This window comes from Actinomadura kijaniata, from assembly GCF_014138665.1.
GTDB classification, from domain to species: Bacteria; Actinomycetota; Actinomycetes; order Streptosporangiales; family Streptosporangiaceae; genus Spirillospora; species Spirillospora kijaniata.
Genome location: NZ_JACJIA010000011.1, coordinates 140627 through 156484, shown reverse-complemented (window position 1 = coordinate 156484; position 15858 = coordinate 140627). Strand labels below are relative to the sequence as shown.

Annotated in this window: 15 protein-coding genes; 3 read left to right on the top strand and 12 right to left on the bottom strand. The window is 72.2% G+C overall.

Going from position 1 to position 15858, the window contains the following annotated elements:
* Window positions 1–8: 8 nt before the first annotated feature.
* From HNR61_RS34145 to HNR61_RS34090, 12 genes are all read right to left on the bottom strand, one after another.
* A complete protein-coding gene (locus HNR61_RS34145) occupies window positions 9–329 on the bottom strand; it encodes a non-heme iron oxygenase ferredoxin subunit (RefSeq protein ID WP_067812038.1) in 321 nt (106 codons plus the stop codon).
* Window positions 326–1450 carry a Fe-S cluster assembly protein SufD gene (sufD, locus tag HNR61_RS34140; RefSeq protein ID WP_182847267.1) on the bottom strand — a complete coding sequence of 375 codons (1125 nt, stop codon included), beginning with the start codon at window positions 1448–1450 and terminating at the stop codon, window positions 326–328. The genes HNR61_RS34145 and sufD overlap by 4 nt, the downstream gene beginning before the upstream one ends.
* Window positions 1450–2862, bottom strand: coding sequence for a Fe-S cluster assembly protein SufB (gene sufB, locus HNR61_RS34135; protein ID WP_182847266.1), 1413 nt, complete (start codon window positions 2860–2862; stop codon window positions 1450–1452). The genes sufD and sufB overlap by 1 nt, the downstream gene beginning before the upstream one ends.
* The gene (locus HNR61_RS34130) at window positions 2859–3584 is read right to left on the bottom strand and encodes a helix-turn-helix transcriptional regulator (protein WP_067812183.1); all 726 of its coding nucleotides are present in this window, start codon (window positions 3582–3584) and stop codon (window positions 2859–2861) included. The genes sufB and HNR61_RS34130 overlap by 4 nt, the downstream gene beginning before the upstream one ends.
* Window positions 3585–3715: 131 nt before the next feature.
* On the bottom strand, window positions 3716–5146 hold the full coding sequence (locus HNR61_RS34125; protein ID WP_182847265.1) for an amino acid permease: 1431 nt from the start codon (window positions 5144–5146) through the stop codon (window positions 3716–3718).
* On the bottom strand, window positions 5130–6038 hold the full coding sequence (locus HNR61_RS34120; RefSeq protein WP_182847264.1) for a universal stress protein: 909 nt from the start codon (window positions 6036–6038) through the stop codon (window positions 5130–5132). Before HNR61_RS34120 ends, HNR61_RS34125 begins: the two co-directional genes overlap by 17 nt.
* Window positions 6035–7465, bottom strand: coding sequence for an amino acid permease (locus HNR61_RS34115; protein WP_312898235.1), 1431 nt, complete (start codon window positions 7463–7465; stop codon window positions 6035–6037). Before HNR61_RS34115 ends, HNR61_RS34120 begins: the two co-directional genes overlap by 4 nt.
* Window positions 7466–7669: 204 nt before the next feature.
* The gene (arcC, locus tag HNR61_RS34110) at window positions 7670–8605 is read right to left on the bottom strand and encodes a carbamate kinase (RefSeq protein ID WP_182847263.1); all 936 of its coding nucleotides are present in this window, start codon (window positions 8603–8605) and stop codon (window positions 7670–7672) included.
* A 38-nt stretch (window positions 8606–8643) separates the two neighbouring features.
* On the bottom strand, window positions 8644–9645 hold the full coding sequence (gene argF, locus HNR61_RS34105) for an ornithine carbamoyltransferase (protein WP_182847262.1): 1002 nt from the start codon (window positions 9643–9645) through the stop codon (window positions 8644–8646).
* A 52-nt stretch (window positions 9646–9697) separates the two neighbouring features.
* The gene (locus tag HNR61_RS34100; protein WP_182847261.1) at window positions 9698–10939 is read right to left on the bottom strand and encodes an arginine deiminase; all 1242 of its coding nucleotides are present in this window, start codon (window positions 10937–10939) and stop codon (window positions 9698–9700) included.
* Between the two features lie 60 nt (window positions 10940–10999).
* Window positions 11000–12424: an amino acid permease gene (locus HNR61_RS34095; protein ID WP_182847260.1), complete on the bottom strand. Its 1425-nt coding sequence runs from the start codon at window positions 12422–12424 to the stop codon at window positions 11000–11002.
* Window positions 12425–12697: 273 nt separating this feature from the next.
* Window positions 12698–12964, bottom strand: coding sequence for a DUF3040 domain-containing protein (locus HNR61_RS34090; RefSeq protein ID WP_182847259.1), 267 nt, complete (start codon window positions 12962–12964; stop codon window positions 12698–12700).
* A gap of 202 nt (window positions 12965–13166) precedes the next feature.
* On the opposite strand from HNR61_RS34090, the gene HNR61_RS34085 reads away from it, so the two are divergent.
* The 3 genes from HNR61_RS34085 to HNR61_RS34075 all read left to right on the top strand — a co-directional run bounded on the left by HNR61_RS34085 (window position 13167) and on the right by HNR61_RS34075 (window position 15811).
* Window positions 13167–14093: an ABC transporter ATP-binding protein gene (locus HNR61_RS34085; protein WP_182847258.1), complete on the top strand. Its 927-nt coding sequence runs from the start codon at window positions 13167–13169 to the stop codon at window positions 14091–14093.
* A 65-nt stretch (window positions 14094–14158) separates the two neighbouring features.
* Window positions 14159–14875 (top strand): ABC transporter permease, encoded by a 717-nt coding sequence (locus tag HNR61_RS34080; RefSeq protein WP_182847437.1) that lies wholly within the window; start codon window positions 14159–14161, stop codon window positions 14873–14875.
* Between the two features lie 3 nt (window positions 14876–14878).
* Window positions 14879–15811 (top strand): EamA family transporter, encoded by a 933-nt coding sequence (locus HNR61_RS34075; RefSeq protein ID WP_182847257.1) that lies wholly within the window; start codon window positions 14879–14881, stop codon window positions 15809–15811.
* Window positions 15812–15858 lie beyond the last annotated feature (47 nt).

Genomic DNA, 15858 nt, shown 5'->3' with positions numbered 1-15858 from the left:
CTCGGGTGTCAGTCTTCGGAGCCGAGCGAGACGTAGACGTCGCCGTCCTCGACCTTCACCCGGTAGGTGGCGACCGGCTGCGTCGCCGGCGGGTTGGTGGGCTTGCCCGTGCGCAGGTCGAAGCAGGACCCGTGCAGCCAGCACTCGATGGTGCCGTTGTAGATCTCGCCCTCGGACAGCGAGACCTCGGCGTGCGAGCAGATGTCGTTGACCGCGAACACGTCGTCGCCGGTGCGCACCAGCGCGACGGGGGTGTCGTCGACCTCCACGGCCAGCGCCCCCTCGGCGGGGATCTCGGCCAGCGGGCACACCTTCACGAACTCGCTCATCGGGACAGCTCCGCCTCGATCGCCTCTTCGACCTTGACGCGCACGTCCTCGACCTCGATGCGCTCGATGAGCTGGCCGAGGAACCCGCGCACCACCATGCGCTTGGCCTCGTCGGCGGGGATGCCGCGGGCCTGCAGGTAGAACAGGTGGTCGTCGTCCAGGCGGCCGGACGCCGAGGCGTGGCCGGCGCCGGCGACCTCACCGGTCAGGATCTCCAGGTTCGGCACCGAGTCGACCCGCGTGCCGTCGGTGAGGACGAGGTTGCGGTTCAGCTCGTAGGTGTCGGTGCCCTCGGCCTCGGCGCGGATGATCACGTCGCCGATCCAGACCGCGTGGGCGTCCTGGTCCTGCAGCGCGCCCCGGTAGTCGACCCGGCTGCGGCAGTGGGGACCGGTGTGGTCCACCAGCAGGCGGTGCTCCAGGTGCTGGCCGCCGTCGGCGAAGTACACGCCGTACAGCTCGGCGTCGCCGCCGGGCGCGGTGTAGGCCACCGACGGGGAGATGCGCACCAGGTCGCCGCCCAGGCTGATGTTGTGCGACACGAAGCGCGCGTCGCGGCCCAGCCTGGCGTGCTGGTGGGACACGTGCACCGCGTCGTCGGCCCAGTCCTGGAGGCTGATCACCGACAGGGAGGCGCCGTCGCCGACGACGAACTCGACGTTGTCGGCGTAGGTCGCCGAGCCGCGGTGGCTCAGCACGACGGTGGCGCGGGCGTGCCGCTCCACCACGATCGTGGTGTGGCCGTAGGAGGCGCCCTCGACGGACTCGCCGCGGCGGCGGATCACGACCGGGGCCGCGACCTCGGTCTCCTTCGGCACCGTCACCACGACGGCCTCGGTGAACGCGCTCCACGCCTGCGCGCTGACGCGGTCGGCGGGCACGTACGCCTTGCCGAGGCGCTCGTCGTCGCGGCCGACCGTCTCGACGGTCACCTCGCCCGGCGCGTCGACCTCGACGAGGATCTTGCCGTTGGCCTCCGCGGTGCCGTTGTGCAGGCCGCGCAGCCGGCGCAGCGGGGTGAACCGCCACTCCTCCTCGCGGCCGGTGGGCACCTCGAAGTCGGCCACCTCGTACGACGCCTTCTCGTGCAGCGTCGAGAGAGGCTTGGTCTCCAGCCCCATCAGCCGACGGCTCCTTCCATCTGCAGCTCGATGAGCCGGTTCAGCTCAAGGGCGTATTCCATGGGCAGCTCGCGAGCGATCGGCTCGACGAAGCCGCGGACGATCATCGCCATGGCCTCGTCCTCGTTGAGGCCGCGGCTCATCAGGTAGAACAGCTGGTCCTCCGACACCTTGGAGACGGTCGCCTCGTGGCCCATCTCCACGTCGTCCTCGCGGACGTCGACGTAGGGGTAGGTGTCGGACCGGCTGATCTGGTCGACCAGCAGGGCGTCGCACTTGACGGTGGACTTGGAGCCCGCCGCGCCCTCCTGGATCTGGATCAGACCCCGGTAGGAGGTGCGGCCGCCGCCGCGCGCCACCGACTTGGACACGATGGTCGAGGAGGTGTTGGGCGCCGCGTGCACCATCTTGGCGCCGGCGTCCTGGTGCTGGCCCTCGCCCGCGAACGCGATCGACAGCGTCTCGCCCTTGGCGTGCTCGCCCAGCAGGTACACCGCCGGGTACTTCATGGTGACCTTGGAGCCGATGTTGCCGTCGACCCACTCCATGGTCGCGCCCTCGTAGGCGACGGCGCGCTTGGTCACCAGGTTGTAGACGTTGTTCGACCAGTTCTGGATGGTCGTGTAGCGGACGCGGGCGTCCTTCTTCACGACGATCTCGACCACGGCCGAGTGCAGCGAGTCCGACTTGTAGATCGGCGCGGTACAGCCCTCGACGTAGTGCACGTACGAGCCCTCGTCGGCGATGATCAGGGTCCGCTCGAACTGGCCCATGTTCTCGGTGTTGATCCGGAAGTAGGCCTGGAGCGGGATCTCCACGTGGACGCCCGGCGGGACGTAGATGAACGAGCCGCCCGACCACACCGCGGTGTTCAGCGCGGCGAACTTGTTGTCGCCGACCGGGATCACCGTGCCGAAGTACTCCTGGAAGATCTCCGGGTGCTCGCGCAGGCCGGTGTCGGTGTCGACGAAGATGACACCCTTCTCCTCAAGGTCCTCACGGATCTTGTGGTAGACGACCTCGGACTCGTACTGGGCGGCGACACCGGCGACCAGGCGCTGCTTCTCGGCCTCGGGGATGCCGAGCTTGTCGTAGGTGTTCTTGATGTCCTCGGGGAGTTCCTCCCAGGACGCCGCCTGCTTCTCCGTGGAGCGCACGAAGTACTTGATGTTCTCGAAGTCGATGTCCGACAGGTCCGAGCCCCAGGCGGGCATGGGCTTCTTGTCGAACAGCCGCAGCCCCTTGAGGCGCAGGTCGAGCATCCACTCAGGCTCGTTCTTCTTGGCCGAGATGTCGCGGACGACGTCCTCGTTCAGGCCGCGCTTGGCCGAGGCGCCCGCGGTGTCAGGGTCGGCCCAGCCGAACTTGTACCTGTCGAGCCCTTCCAGCTCAGGGTGGGCTGCAGTAGTCATAGGGAGGTCCTCCCGGACTCCTCGTCATCAGTGTTCTGACCGTCGGCCGCGTGCCCCTCGCACAGGGAACGCGAACTGACGTGGGTGGTGCAGATGCCGTCGCCGTGCGCGATCGTGGCCAGCCGCTGGACGGGGAGTCCCAGCAGCCGGCTGAACGCCTCGGTCTCGGCCTCGCACAGCTGCGGGAACTCCGCGGCCACGTGCGCGACCGGGCAGTGGTGCTGGCACAGCTGTTCGCCGCCGCCCGGCTGGGGGGCCTTGGCGGCGGCGGCCGCGTAGCCGTCGCCGGACAGGGCCTCGGCCAGGGTGCGGACCCGCTGGTGGGGCGGGGCCGCCTGGACGACCGGATGGTAGCGGCGTTCGAGGTCGGCGATCTGGCGCCGGGCGAACTCGGCGACCGCCTGCTCCCCTGCCGTCTCGGCCAGGAAGCGCAGGGCGCTGGTCGCCAGGTCGTCGTAGGCGTGCACGAAGGCGCTGCGCCCGGCGTCGGTGATGGCGAACCACTTGGCCGGACGGCCTCGGCCCCGCTGGGCCTGCGGCCGGGCCCGCCGCACCTCGATCATGCCCTCGGCGAGCAGGGCGTCCAGGTGGCGGCGGATCGCGGCGGGGGTCAGCCCGACGCGGTCGCCCAGCGCGGAGGCGGTGATCGGTCCGTGTTCGAGAATGAGCCGGGCCACGCGCGCGCGGGTGTCCCGCTCGCCCTGGCCGGCGACCGACGGCAGGCCGACCGGCCGCGCGGGGGCGGCGGTGGCACGCGTCGGGTTCTCGCTCACGTTTTTCACAACATCAGTGTGCCGTAATTCCTTCCCGGCCACCAACCGAATGACGATGTCGTACCTCACGCAGGTAAGCCTTACCTAACCTGCGGTTTCGTCTCCCCCGAAGCGTCAACGGCGCCGTTTCCCATCCCATTCCGGGCACCGTGCCAGCGCATCCACACATACACCGGAATTCCCGCCAGCAACAGCAGCACCCCCTGGTACACCGCCGCGTATCCGGCCCCGGCGACCAGCCAGAACGTGAACGCCATCGCGACCAGCGTGACGGCCAGATCGCGGCCGAGCCGGGCGGGCGCCACCGGCGTCCCCCGCGGCTCCCGGTCGGTCAGCAGCCACAGCAGTTGCGCCGCGGCCGAGAACACGTACGGGATCGCGGCGGTGAACGTGGTCAGCAGCGCCAGCGCGGTGAACGCGGCCCGCAGCCCGCCGGTGTAGTTGGCGAGCGTGATCAGCGAGGCCAGCGCCCCGGAGGCCACCACCCCGATCCACGGCACGCCGCGGCCGTTGCGGCGGGCGAACACCGCCGGGAACAGCCCGTCCCGCGCGGCGGCGTAGGGCATCTGCGCGCTGATCAGGGTCCAGCCGACCAGGGTGCCCGCGCCGGAGACCACGGCGGCGGCCGCCATCAGCGTCCCGGCGGCCTCTCCCCCGCCGAAGATGGCGCGGACGGCGTCGGCGTAGGGCGCGGTGGAGTGCACCAGCCGCTCGTGCGGCACCAGCCCGAACACCGCGACGGTGCCGAGCAGGTAGACCAGCGCGGCGGCCAGGGTGCCCGCGACGGTGGCGCGCATGATGGTGCGGCGCGGGTTCTCGACCTCCCCGGCGGCGACGGCGGCCGACTCCACGCCGAGGAAGCTGAACATCAGCACCGCGCCCGCCGCCGTCAGCGCGCCGACCGCCGAGCCGCCCTGCCCGGTCGTGAACGGCCCGAAGTTGTCGGCCCGGACGAAGAACAGCCCGACGACGGCGACCAGCACCAGCGGCACGAACTTCAGGACGGTGGTGACGACGGCGACCGCGCCCGCGCCGCGCGCCCCGGCCAGGTTGCACACGACCGCCAGCCACAGCGCGCCGACGGTGACGGCCAGGGCGGGGCCGGTGCCGCGCAGCGGGACCAGCACGTTCACATAGCCCGCCCAGGCCACGACCAGGGCGGCGTTGCTGGCCCACGCGGTGATCCAGTACGACCAGGCGGTGAGGAACCCGGCCAGCTCGCCGAACGCCTCGCGCGCGTAGACGTAGGGGCCGCCGGTGTGCGGCATCCGCTGACCCAGCCACCCGAACACCACCGCCAGCAGCAGCGAGCACACGCTGACCACGGCGAACGCCAGGATGCCGACGGTGCCGTACCCGGCGACGGCGGCGGGCAGCTGGAAGACGCCGACCCCGATGACGTTGCCCATCACCAGGGCGGTGGCGGCGAGCGGCCCGAGCCCTCCGCGCCGCGCGGCGCGGGCCCCGGGCCGGCCTCCGCCGGCGGGCCCGGCGTCAGCGGGTGCGGCCACGGACGCTTCCGCGGGGCAGCACCACGACGGGGCAGGGCGCGGCGCGCAGGATCTTGCCGGAGCTCTCGCCCAGGAACACCTTGCGCAGCGGGCCCTGGTGGCTGGACATCAGCGCCAGCACCTCGCCGGGCCGCATGTCGACGGTGCCGAGGGTCTTGGCGATCCCGGCGCCCTGCACGGCCTCGGTGGTCACCTCCATGTGCGGGGCGAGCAGCCCGGCGGCGTGCGCCAGGTCCTTCTCGGCCTGCTCGTACTGGCGCTGCACGACGTCGTCGGCGCCGAGGAAGCGGGCGGGCAGGCCCGGCGGGCGCAGCACCAGGGTGACCAGCCGCACCGGCAGTCCCAGCGAGGTGGCGATGCGGGCCGCCACCTGGAGCGGCGCCTCGACGTCGCGGCGGCGCCAGTAGGCGACGGTGAGCCGTTCGAACGCGCCGGGCGCGCTGCCGGCGTAGCCGCGCGGGGCGAGCATGACCGGCACCGGCGAGCCGTGCAGCAGCTGGTCGGCGGTGCTGCCGATGGCGATGCGGTCGCGGCGTCCGCGCGGCGCGGAGCCGATGACGATCAGGTCGGCCTCGACCTGCCTCGCCACGTCGATCAGGCCGCGCCCGCTGCCCCGGTGGGCGTGCACCCGGAACTCGACGTCCCTGCCGGGGACCTTCAGCCCGGCGATCCGCTCCTCCGCCTGCCGGAGCGCGGCGGCCGACTGCTCGCGCAGGTAGGCCACCCACTCGGTGTCCACGGCGCCGGGGCCGCGCGAGGGCCAGGCGGGCGGGTGGACGTTGGCGACGGTCATCGGCACCTTCGCGGCGCGCGCGACGAGGCTCGCCAGCGCGAGGGCGTCGTCGCCGCGGTCGTCGGGCGAGTAGCCGACGAGGACGCGCAGGTCGCTCATGACACCTCCTTGGCGGTGGACGCGGTCCGCCCCAGCACGGAGTGGCGGCGGCCGTAGGCGAAGTAGACGGCGAGCCCGAACGCCGTCCAGATGAGGAAGACGACCCAGGTGATGCCGTCCAGGCCCGCCATGAGGCCGATGCAGAACAGCACGCCGAGGATCGGGGTGAGCGGGAACAGCGGGACGCGGAAGCTGCGTTCGAGGCCGGGGCTGGTGCGGCGCAGCACGATGACGCCGACGTTGACCAGCGCGAACGCGAACAGGGTGCCGATGCTGGTGGCCTCGGCGAGCTGGCCCAGCGGGACGACGGCCGCCAGCAGCGCCACGAACGTCGACACGATGACGGTGTTGGCGACCGGGACCGAGCCGCGGCTGACCCTCTGGAACACCCGGGGCACCAGGCCGTCGCGGGACATGGCGAACAGGATGCGGGTCTGCCCGTACAGCACCGTCAGCACCACGGTGCCCATGGAGATCACCACGCCGAACGACAGGACCAGCGCGGGCCAGGTGGTGCCGCCGGTGGCGGCGTTCAGCACGTCGGCCAGGGAGGTCTCGGAGTCGAACTCCCGCCAGGCCAGCGCGCCGACCGCCGCCAGGCCGACGACGACGTAGACGGCGGTGACGATGGCCAGCGACAGCAGGATCGCCAGCGGCAGGTCCCGCTTGGGGTTCTTGGCCTCCTCCCCGGCGGTGGAGGCGGCGTCGAAGCCGATGTAGGAGAAGAACACCTTCGATCCGGCGGCGGCGATCCCGGCCGCGCCCATCGGCGCGAAGTCGGCGAAGTTGCCGGTGCGGAACGCGGTGAAGGCGATCACGCAGAAGAACGCCAGCACCGCGACCTTCAGGAACACCATGATCGTGTTGGCGGTGGCCGACTCGGACGCGCCGCGCAGCAGCAGCAGGGTGACCAGGAAGACGATCAGGACGGCGGGCAGGTTGACCATGCCGCCCTCGCTGCCCGGCGAGGCGCTGATCGCGGCGGGCAGCCGGGAACCGAACGCCGACTCCAGGAAGCTGTTGAGGTAGCCGCCCCAGCTGGAGGCGACCGCCGACACCGACACCGCGTACTCCAGCAGCAGGCACCAGCCGCAGACCCAGGCGACCAGCTCGCCCATGGTGGCGTAGGCGTAGGAGTAGGACGAGCCCGACACCGGGATGGTCCCGGCCAGCTCGGCGTAGGACAGCGCCGAGAACAGGGCGGTGACCGCGGCCAGCACGAAGCCCAGCACGGCCGCCGGCCCCGCCACCGGGACCGCCTCGCCCAGCACGAAGAAGATGCCGGTGCCCAGGGTGGCGCCGACGCTGAACAGCGTGAGCTGGAGCAGGCCCATCGTCCGCTTCAGCTCGCCGCCCTCGCCGTGGCCGCCCTCGGCGGCGATCCGCTCGGCCGGTTTCCTCCGGGTCAGGCTTTGCAGCAGCGACACCGATGATGAGCCTGCCTGCACGGCTGTTACCCCGCTTCCGTTGGTGGGTTCGGTTGTGGCGGGTCCCTGGGCCCCGCCGGAGACGGCGGCGACCGGCGGGCGGAGGCCCTGCGGGTCCGCGCGCCGGTCGGCGTGCCCAGTTTCCCAGCACCGCCTACCCGCTTGCGTCCCGATGACGCAGGTCAGTGAGGATTCGGAGGAAGATCACAGAGTGCTGGCCAGCGGCCAGGTCGCGTTCGGGGTGACGATCGTGCCGGCCTCGCCCTCCAGGATCCGGTGGCACTGGTCCAGCCGCCCGATCGCGGCCATGTCGCCGGTGCGCTCCACGAACCCGGCCACCGCCTCGACCTTGGGGCCCATCGACCCGGCCGGGAAGTCCTCCGAGCGCAGCTCCCAGGGCGTGGTGTGGAAGATCTCCTCCTGCTGCGGGGTGCCGAAGTGCCGCATCACGCGCGGCACGTCGGTGAGGATGAGGAAGGCGTCCGCCTCCAGGGTCTCGGCCAGCATCGACGCGGTCAGGTCCTTGTCGATCACCGCCTCGACGCCCTCCAGCTGACCCCGGTCGTTGCGGACGACGGGGATGCCGCCGCCGCCCGCGCAGACCACGACGGTGCCGTTGCGGACCAGCGTGCGGATCAGCCGGGTCTCGATGACCCGCTGCGGCGCGGGCGAGGGCACCACCCGCCGCCAGTGGTCGCCGTCGGGCCGGACGGTCCAGCCGTACTCCTGGGCGTGCTTCTCGGCCTCCTCCCGGGTGTAGACCTGGCCGACGAACTTGGTCGGCTCGTCGAAGGCCGGGTCCACCGCCGACACCAGCGTCTGGTTGATCATCGCCATGACCTGGCGGCCGGGCAGGGCGTTCTGCAGGGCCTGGAGCATCCAGTACCCGATCATGCCCTGGGTCTCGGCGCCGATGGTGTCCAGCGGGTAGGGCCGGGACAGGTTGGGGTCGTTGACGCTCTCCAGGGCCAGCACCCCGACCTGCGGGCCGTTGCCGTGCGTGATGATCAGTTCGTGCCGTTCGGCCAGCGGCGCCAGCGACTTGACGGCCGTCGCCACGTTGGTCCGCTGGGTGACGGCGTCGGGCCGTTCGCCGCGCCGCATCAGCGCGTTGCCGCCGAGCGCCACTACGACGCGCATGTGTCTCGTCCCCCCGGTTCGTGTCGCCGTGCGCGCGCTCAGCCGAGCGTGGCGACCATGACGGCCTTGATGGTGTGCATGCGGTTCTCGGCCTCGTCGAAGACGATCGAGGCGTCGGACTCGAAGACCTCGTCGGTGACCTCCAGGGCCTCCATGCCGGTCTTCTGGTAGATGTCCTCGCCGACGGTGGTGTGGCGGTCGTGGAACGCCGGCAGGCAGTGCATGAACTTCGCGTCCGGGTTGCCGGTGGCCTTCATGACGTCGGCGTTGACCTGGTAGGGCCGCAGCAGCCGGATGCGCTCGTCCCAGACCTCCTTGGGCTCTCCCATGGAGACCCACACGTCGGTGAGCACGAAGTCGGCGCCCTGGACGCCCTCGGTGACGTCCTCGGTGATGGTGATGGTCGCGCCGGTCCGGTGGGCGACCTCCCGGGCGGGCTTGACGACCATGTCCGCGTCGGGCCACAGCGACCTCGGCGCCGCGATCCGCACGTTCATGCCGAGCAGCGCGCCCATCGCCACGTAGGAGTGGCCCATGTTGTTGCGGGCGTCGCCGAGGTAGGCGAACGTGATCTGGTTGAACGGCCGGTCGCGGTGCTCGCGCATGGTGAGCGCGTCGGCGAGCATCTGGGTGGGGTGCCACTCGTCGGTCAGGCCGTTCCAGACCGGCACGCCCGCGTGCTCGGCCAGCTCCTCCACCAGCCGCTGCTCGGAGCCCCGGTACTCGATGCCGTCGAACATGCGGCCCAGCACGCGCGCGGTGTCCTTCATCGACTCCTTGTGGCCGATCTGCGAGCCGCCGGGGTCGAGGTAGGTGACGTGGGCGCCCTGGTCGTGGGCGGCGACCTCGAACGCGCAGCGGGTGCGGGTGGAGGTCTTCTCGAAGATCAGGGCGATGTTCCTGCCCCGCAGGTGCTGCCGCTCGGTGCCGGTGTACTTGGCGCGCTTCAGGTCCGCCGCCAGGTCGATCAGGAAGCGGAACTCCCTGGGGGTGAAGTCCAGCTCCTTGAGGAAGCTGCGGCCGCGCAGGTTGAACGCCATGGTCGTCTCGTCTCCTTGGAAGTCGTCGCGGGGGCCGGTCCGGGGCGGCCGGTCAGGCGTCCCGCTCCAGCGGGCAGCTCATGCAGCGGGGCCCGCCGCGGCCGCGGCCGAGCTCGCTGCCCCGGATGGTCAGCACCTCGACGCCGTTGGCGCGCAGGTGGTTGTTGGTGGTGGTGTTGCGCTCGTAGGCGATGACGACGCCGGGCTCGACGGCCAGCACGTTGGAGCCGTCGTCCCACTGCTCGCGCTCGGCGGCGAACACGTCCTGGGTGGCGGTGAGGACCCTGATGTCGTCCAGGTCCAGGGCCGCCGCGATCGCCCGGTGCATGTCCTCGGGGGCGTGGTCGGTGAGCTTCAGCTCCTTCTCGTTGTCGCCGGGCTCGACGGTGAACGACGGGAGCATGCCCATGCCGGCGTACTTGGTGAAGGTGCTGTGGTCGACCATGGTCATCACGGTGTCCAGGTGCATGAACGCGCGCTTCTGCGGCATCCGCAGCGCCACGATCCGCCGGGCCGATCCCTGCGCGAACAGCGACTTGGCCAGCATCTCCACCGCCTGGGGCTGGGTGCGCTCGCTCATGCCGACCAGCACCGCGCCCCCGCCGATGACGAGCACGTCGCCGCCCTCGATGGTGGCGGGGGCCATGGCGGTGCCCCGGTTCCAGACGTTGAAGCCGCCGGAGTCGGGGGCGTCGTAGCCGTCGGCGAACAGCGGGTGCCACCGGTAGATGGCCTCGTAGTTCACGGTCTCGCGCATGCGGGCCTTCTTGCGCATGGCGTTGACCGACACCCCGTCGTAGATCCAGCAGGAGGTGTCCCGGGTGAACAGGTGGTTGGGCAGCGGCGGCAGGACGAAGTCGTCGAGGCCGATGGAGTGGAAGGCGATCGACTTGGGCTCCTCCATGCGCTCCAGCAGCTCGCGCTTGGTGATGCCGCCGATCAGGAACGACCCCAGCTCCTCGCGCTGCATGGCGTCGAAGGCGTTGCGGATCGCGTCGGTGGCCAGCGGGCCGAACCACTTGGGGTCGACCGCGTGGTCGAGGATGTGCTTCTTGGCCTCGGGGATCTCGATGGTCTCGCGCAGCAGGTCCAGCAGCAGGTGGACCCGCACGCCGCGGTCGCGCAGGACCCGCTGGAACTCCTCGTGCTCCTCCCCGGCCCGCTGCACCCACAGCACGTCGTCGAACAGCAGGTCGGCGGCGTTGGACGGGGTGAGCCGCTTCAGGGACAGCTCCGGCCTGTGCAGCAGGACCTGGCGCAGCCGGCCGACCTCGGAGTCGACATGGAAGGGCATGGCCTACCTCCTCGTAGGGCAGTGGGTGGTGCGGCGTGGGCGGCGTGGGCGGCGCGGGCGTCAGCCGCCGGGTCCGGCGGGCAGGGCGGGCTGCTGGTCGCGGCTGCCGTACTCGCCGCGCCTGGCCTTGGCCCAGATGAAGACCGGGACTCCGACCAGCATCGCGAGGATGCCGAGCATGACGGCCTGCTCGCCGGAGGCGTAGACGATGGCGAAGGAGAAGACCAGGGCGACGACCGCCACCGTCAGGTCCTTGGCCATCCGCGCCCGGCTGACCGCGCGGCCCCCGGTGACCAGCCAGAACAGCTGGGCGGCGGCGGAGAAGAAGTACGGGATCGCGGTGGTGAAGGACGCGAACAGCAGGATCGTGTTGAAGGTGTTCTCCGACAGGTAGGCGAACACCAGCATCAGCGTGGTCAGCACCGCGCCGACCAGGATGCCGGTGACCGGCGCCCCCCGCCGGGACAGGCGGGCGAAGGCGGCGGGGAACAGGCCGTCGCGGGCGGCGGCCATCGGCATCTCGGCGACGAGCATGGTCCAGCCGTTGAGGGCGCCGATGCCGGAGATGATCGCGCAGACGGCCATGGCGTGGCCGGCCCAGGTCCCGCCGAACATGTTGTTCAGCGAGTCGGCGAACGGGGCGGTGGACCTGGCCAGCTCGCCGTGCGGCACGGTGCCGAAGACCGCCACGGTGGCGAGGATGTACAGGATCCCGCAGGCGAGCACGCCGGAGACGCTGGCCCGGCCGACGTTCCTCGCGGGGTCCTTGACGCGCTCGGCGACGATCGTCACCGACTCCATTCCGGAGTAGATGAACAGGATGAGGCCGAGGGCGAGGGCGACGGCGCTCCAGGCCGAGCCGCCGGTGGCGTTGAACGGGCCGAAGTTCTCGGACCGGACGAAGAACAGGCCGACGATGGCGACGAAGATGAGCGGCACGAACTTCAGCACGGTGGTGACGGTCTGGAACAGCCCGATGTTCCGCACGCCGGTGAGGTTGATCAGCACGGGAATCCAGACGCCGACCAGGCCGATGGCCGTTTTCCCGGCGGTGCTGTCCCAGTGCAGGAAATGGTTGACGTAGCCGACCCAGGCGACCGCGATCCCCGCGTTGCCGCCCCAGGCGGTCAGCCAGAACGACCAGGCGCTCCAGAAACCCATGAATTCGCCGAACGCGTTGCGCGCGTAGGCGTAGGGGCCGCCGGACGTCGGAATGCGCGCGCCCAGTTTCCCGAAGACCAGCGCCAGCGCGATGGCGCCGAGGGTGGTGCCGGCCATCACCGGGAAGCTGATGGTGCCGATCGCCGCGAGCGAGGCCGGCAGCAGGAAGATGCCGGTGCCCACGATGTTGCCCACCACCAGGGCGGTGGACTGCGGGAGCCCCAGTTTCCCCGCGGCGCCCAGGTCGGTGTCGGCCCGGGGGCGCGGATCACCCGTCCGCGTCCGGCCCTTGGCGTGCCGGGGCACCGTGTGAGGCCTTCCCATTCCCGTCCCCCCGACCGAGTGTGAAGCCCGTGAAGCATCGCCGAGCGGCGCGCGACATGCAGGGAATTCCCCTGCGGCTTTCCGCCGAAACTTGATCCGCCGATGACCGCGCCGCGCCGATTCGCGAAGTACGCCCGAACCGTTTTCGCCTTTCCTTCGCGCCTGGCGGGGATTTGGCGCGCACTTGACGGTGATTTGCTTCCGGGATTGTCCGGCGGCGCGAAAAGGGCGGTGGACCCGAGGGGTCCACCGCCCGGCCCGGGTCCCGTGGGGTCAGGGGCGCAGCAGCACGTGCGGGGCGCGGCGGGCCGGCTCCCCGCCGTCCCGGCGCGCGGTCGCGACCGCGAAGGCGGCGAAGGAGGCCGCCAGCAGCACGCCGACCAGCACGACCGGCAGCAGGGAGCGGCGCGCGGGCAGCCCGAGCGCGCCGGCCTCGTGGCCGCCGAACGCCGACAGGCGGCGGGCGTACTCGGGATCCTCGGCGGCGACCCGCCGGGCGATCTCGTCCAGGGTCCGCCTCTCGGCCCGCGACAGCGCCATCGGTCCCCCCGCGCTCGACGACTCGTGCGGAAACGGTTTAACCGATTTGATGCTGACTGTCCAGTTTCTTGACCGGATCCTTGCCCTGCGGCCGGGCGGGTGCCGGCCGGGCGCCGGCCACCGGGGGCCGGGGCGCCCCCGCCCGGGGCCTGCGGGGAGGGTCCGCGCTGATCCCCCGCCACCCCGGCCTAAACTCGACTCCATGACACCCCCCGAGGACAGCGCCGTCGCACTCGACGCGTTGGTCAAGCGTTACGGAGCGACCACCGCCGTGGACGGACTGTCGCTGACCGCCGGGCGGGAACGGGTGACCGCGCTGCTCGGCCCCAACGGGGCGGGCAAGACCACCACGATCGAGATCTGCGAGGGCTTCCGGCGCGCCGACGGCGGCACCGTCCGCGTGCTCGGCCTCGACCCGGTCGCCGACGCCCGCGCGCTGAAGCCCCGGGTCGGCGTCATGCCGCAGTCGGGCGGCGTGCCCGGCACCGCCCGGGCGGGCGAGTTCCTGAGGCTGGTGGCCTCCCTGCACGCCCGCCCGCTGGACCCGGCGGCGCTGCTGGACCGGCTCGGGCTCGCCGAGCACGCGCGCACGCCGTTCCGGCGGCTGTCGGGCGGGCAGCAGCAGCGGCTGTCGCTGGCCGTCGCCCTCGTCGGGCGGCCCGAGCTGGTGTTCCTGGACGAGCCGACCACCGGGCTGGACCCGCAGGCCCGGCACGCCACCTGGGAGCTGGTGGAGGACCTGCGCGCCGCCGGGGTGTCGGTGGTGCTCACCACCCACCACATGGACGAGGCCGAACGGCTCGCCGACCACGTCGTGATCGTCGATCACGGCCGGGTGGTGGCCGAGGGCTCCCCCGCCGAGCTCACCGGCGCCGAACGCCAGCTGCGCTTCCGCGCCCGGCCCGGCCTCGGCCTGGACGAGCTGCTGGCCGCGCTCCCGGCGGGCAGCGCCGCCAAGGAGTCCCCGGCCGGGCACTACCTGGTCGAGGGCGACGTGCGGCCCGAGCTGCTGGCCACCGTCACCGCCTGGTGCGCCTCGCACGGCGTGCTCACCGAGGACCTGCGGATCGAGCGGCGCACCCTGGAGGACGTCTTCCTGGAACTCACCGGACGGGAGCTTCGCTCGTGACCGCCTCCTCCCCCGCCCCCCGGCTGGACCTGACCCCCGCCCCGGGCGCGGCGCCGCCGGCCAGGATGATCGCGGCGCAGACCCGGTACGAGCTGGCGGCGCTGCTGCGCAACGGCGAGCAGCTCCTCCTGACGATCATCATTCCGGTGGTGCTGCTCACCCTGTTCTCGGCGACCTCGCTGCTGGACCTCGGGCCCGGTGAGCGCGTGGACTTCCTCGCCCCGGGCGTGCTGGCCCTGGCCGTGATGTCCACCGCGTTCACCGGGCAGGCCATCGGCACCGGCTTCGAGCGCCGCTACGGGGTGCTCAAGCGCCTGGGCGCCACCCCCCTGCCGCGGTCCGGCCTGATCGTCGCCAAGACCCTCACGGTCGTGCTGGTGGAGGCGTTGCAGGCCGTGGTGATCTGCGCGGTGGCGCTGGCGCTCGGCTGGAGCCCGCACGGCGACCCGCTGTCGGTGCTGGCGCTGCTGCTGGCCGGGACGGCCGCGTTCAGCGGGTTCGGGCTGCTGATGGCCGGGACGCTGCGCGCCGAGGCGACCCTGGCCGCCGCCAACCTGGTCTACGTCCTGCTGCTGGCGGTCGGCGGCGTGATATTCCCGTTGGACGGCTTTCCCGGCCCGGTACGCTCCGCCCTGGAGCTGCTGCCGATCTCGGCGCTGGCCGACGGGCTGCGGCAGGTCCTCCAGCACGGCGCGGCCCTGCCCGGCAAGCCACTGCTGGTGCTGGCCGTCTGGGCGGTCGCCGGACTGGTGCTGGCCGCCCGCTTCTTCAGGTGGGAGTGACCCTTGGCCCTCGCTCAGGCCCCCGGTTCGTTCGGTGACGCGGGGCGGCCGCGCCGCGCCGTCGCCCTGTCGCTGGGGTCGGTGCCGCCCCCGGCGCTGATCCTGCTCGGCATCCTGTCGGTGCAGCTCGGCGCGGGCGTCGCCAAGCACCTGTTCGACCGGCTGCCGCCCACCGGCGTGGTGACGCTGCGGCTGCTGACCTCGGCGATCGTGCTGGCGTTCATCGCCCGCCGGGCGCTGCGGACGGTGCTGCGCGACCACTCGCCGCGCTCGCTGGCGGTGGCGGCCGGGCTGGGCGTGGTCCTGGCGGGCATGAACCTGTGCATCTACCTGTCGTTCTCCCGGATCCCGCTGGGCGTCGCGGTGACGATCGAGTTCCTCGGCCCCCTGGCGGTGTCGATCATCGGTTCGCGCCGCCCCCGCGACCTGGCGTGGGCGGCGCTGGCGGGCGCCGGGGTGCTGTTGCTGGCCCGGGGCGGCGGCGATCTGGACCTGGTCGGCGTCGGCCTGGCGGCGCTGGCCGGGGTCGGCTGGGCCGCCTACATCCTGCTGACCGCCGCGACCGGCAAGAGCTTCTCCGGCTCCACCGGCCTGGCGCTGGCCAGCCTCGTCGCCGGGGTGGTGCTGCTGCCGGTGGGCGCGGCCAGCGGCGGGACCGGGCTGCTGGACCCCCAGGTCCTGCTGCTCGGCCTGGGCATCGGCCTGCTGTCGTCGGTGATCCCCTACTCGCTGGAGATGGAGGCGCTGCGGCGCATGCCCGCCCGCGTGTTCGGCATCCTGATGAGCCTGGAGCCCGCCGTGGCCGCGCTGATCGGCCTCCTGCTGCTGAACGAGGTGCTGTCGGGCCGCCAGTGGGTCGCGGTCGTGTGCGTCATGGTCGCCTGCGCCGGGGTGACGCTCAGCGCCAGGGAGCCGACCGGGGCCCCCGAGGTGTGACCGGGCCTCCGCGGCGCCGGGCGCGGTGCGAGGTGGCGACCGCACCT

Coding starts and splice junctions, on each gene's coding strand:
- HNR61_RS34095 (WP_182847260.1), bottom strand. CDS start 12,424: ATGGGAAGGCCTCACACGGTGCCCCGGCACGCCAAGGGCCGGACGCGG.
- HNR61_RS34120 (WP_182847264.1), bottom strand. CDS start 6,038: ATGAGCGACCTGCGCGTCCTCGTCGGCTACTCGCCCGACGACCGCGGC.
- HNR61_RS34145 (WP_067812038.1), bottom strand. CDS start 329: ATGAGCGAGTTCGTGAAGGTGTGCCCGCTGGCCGAGATCCCCGCCGAG.
- HNR61_RS34090 (WP_182847259.1), bottom strand. CDS start 12,964: ATGGCGCTGTCGCGGGCCGAGAGGCGGACCCTGGACGAGATCGCCCGG.
- HNR61_RS34100 (WP_182847261.1), bottom strand. CDS start 10,939: ATGCCCTTCCATGTCGACTCCGAGGTCGGCCGGCTGCGCCAGGTCCTG.
- sufB (WP_182847266.1), bottom strand. CDS start 2,862: ATGACTACTGCAGCCCACCCTGAGCTGGAAGGGCTCGACAGGTACAAG.
- arcC (WP_182847263.1), bottom strand. CDS start 8,605: ATGCGCGTCGTAGTGGCGCTCGGCGGCAACGCGCTGATGCGGCGCGGC.
- sufD (WP_182847267.1), bottom strand. CDS start 1,450: ATGGGGCTGGAGACCAAGCCTCTCTCGACGCTGCACGAGAAGGCGTCG.
- HNR61_RS34080 (WP_182847437.1), top strand. CDS start 14,159: ATGATCGCGGCGCAGACCCGGTACGAGCTGGCGGCGCTGCTGCGCAAC.
- argF (WP_182847262.1), bottom strand. CDS start 9,645: ATGGCGTTCAACCTGCGCGGCCGCAGCTTCCTCAAGGAGCTGGACTTC.
- HNR61_RS34085 (WP_182847258.1), top strand. CDS start 13,167: ATGACACCCCCCGAGGACAGCGCCGTCGCACTCGACGCGTTGGTCAAG.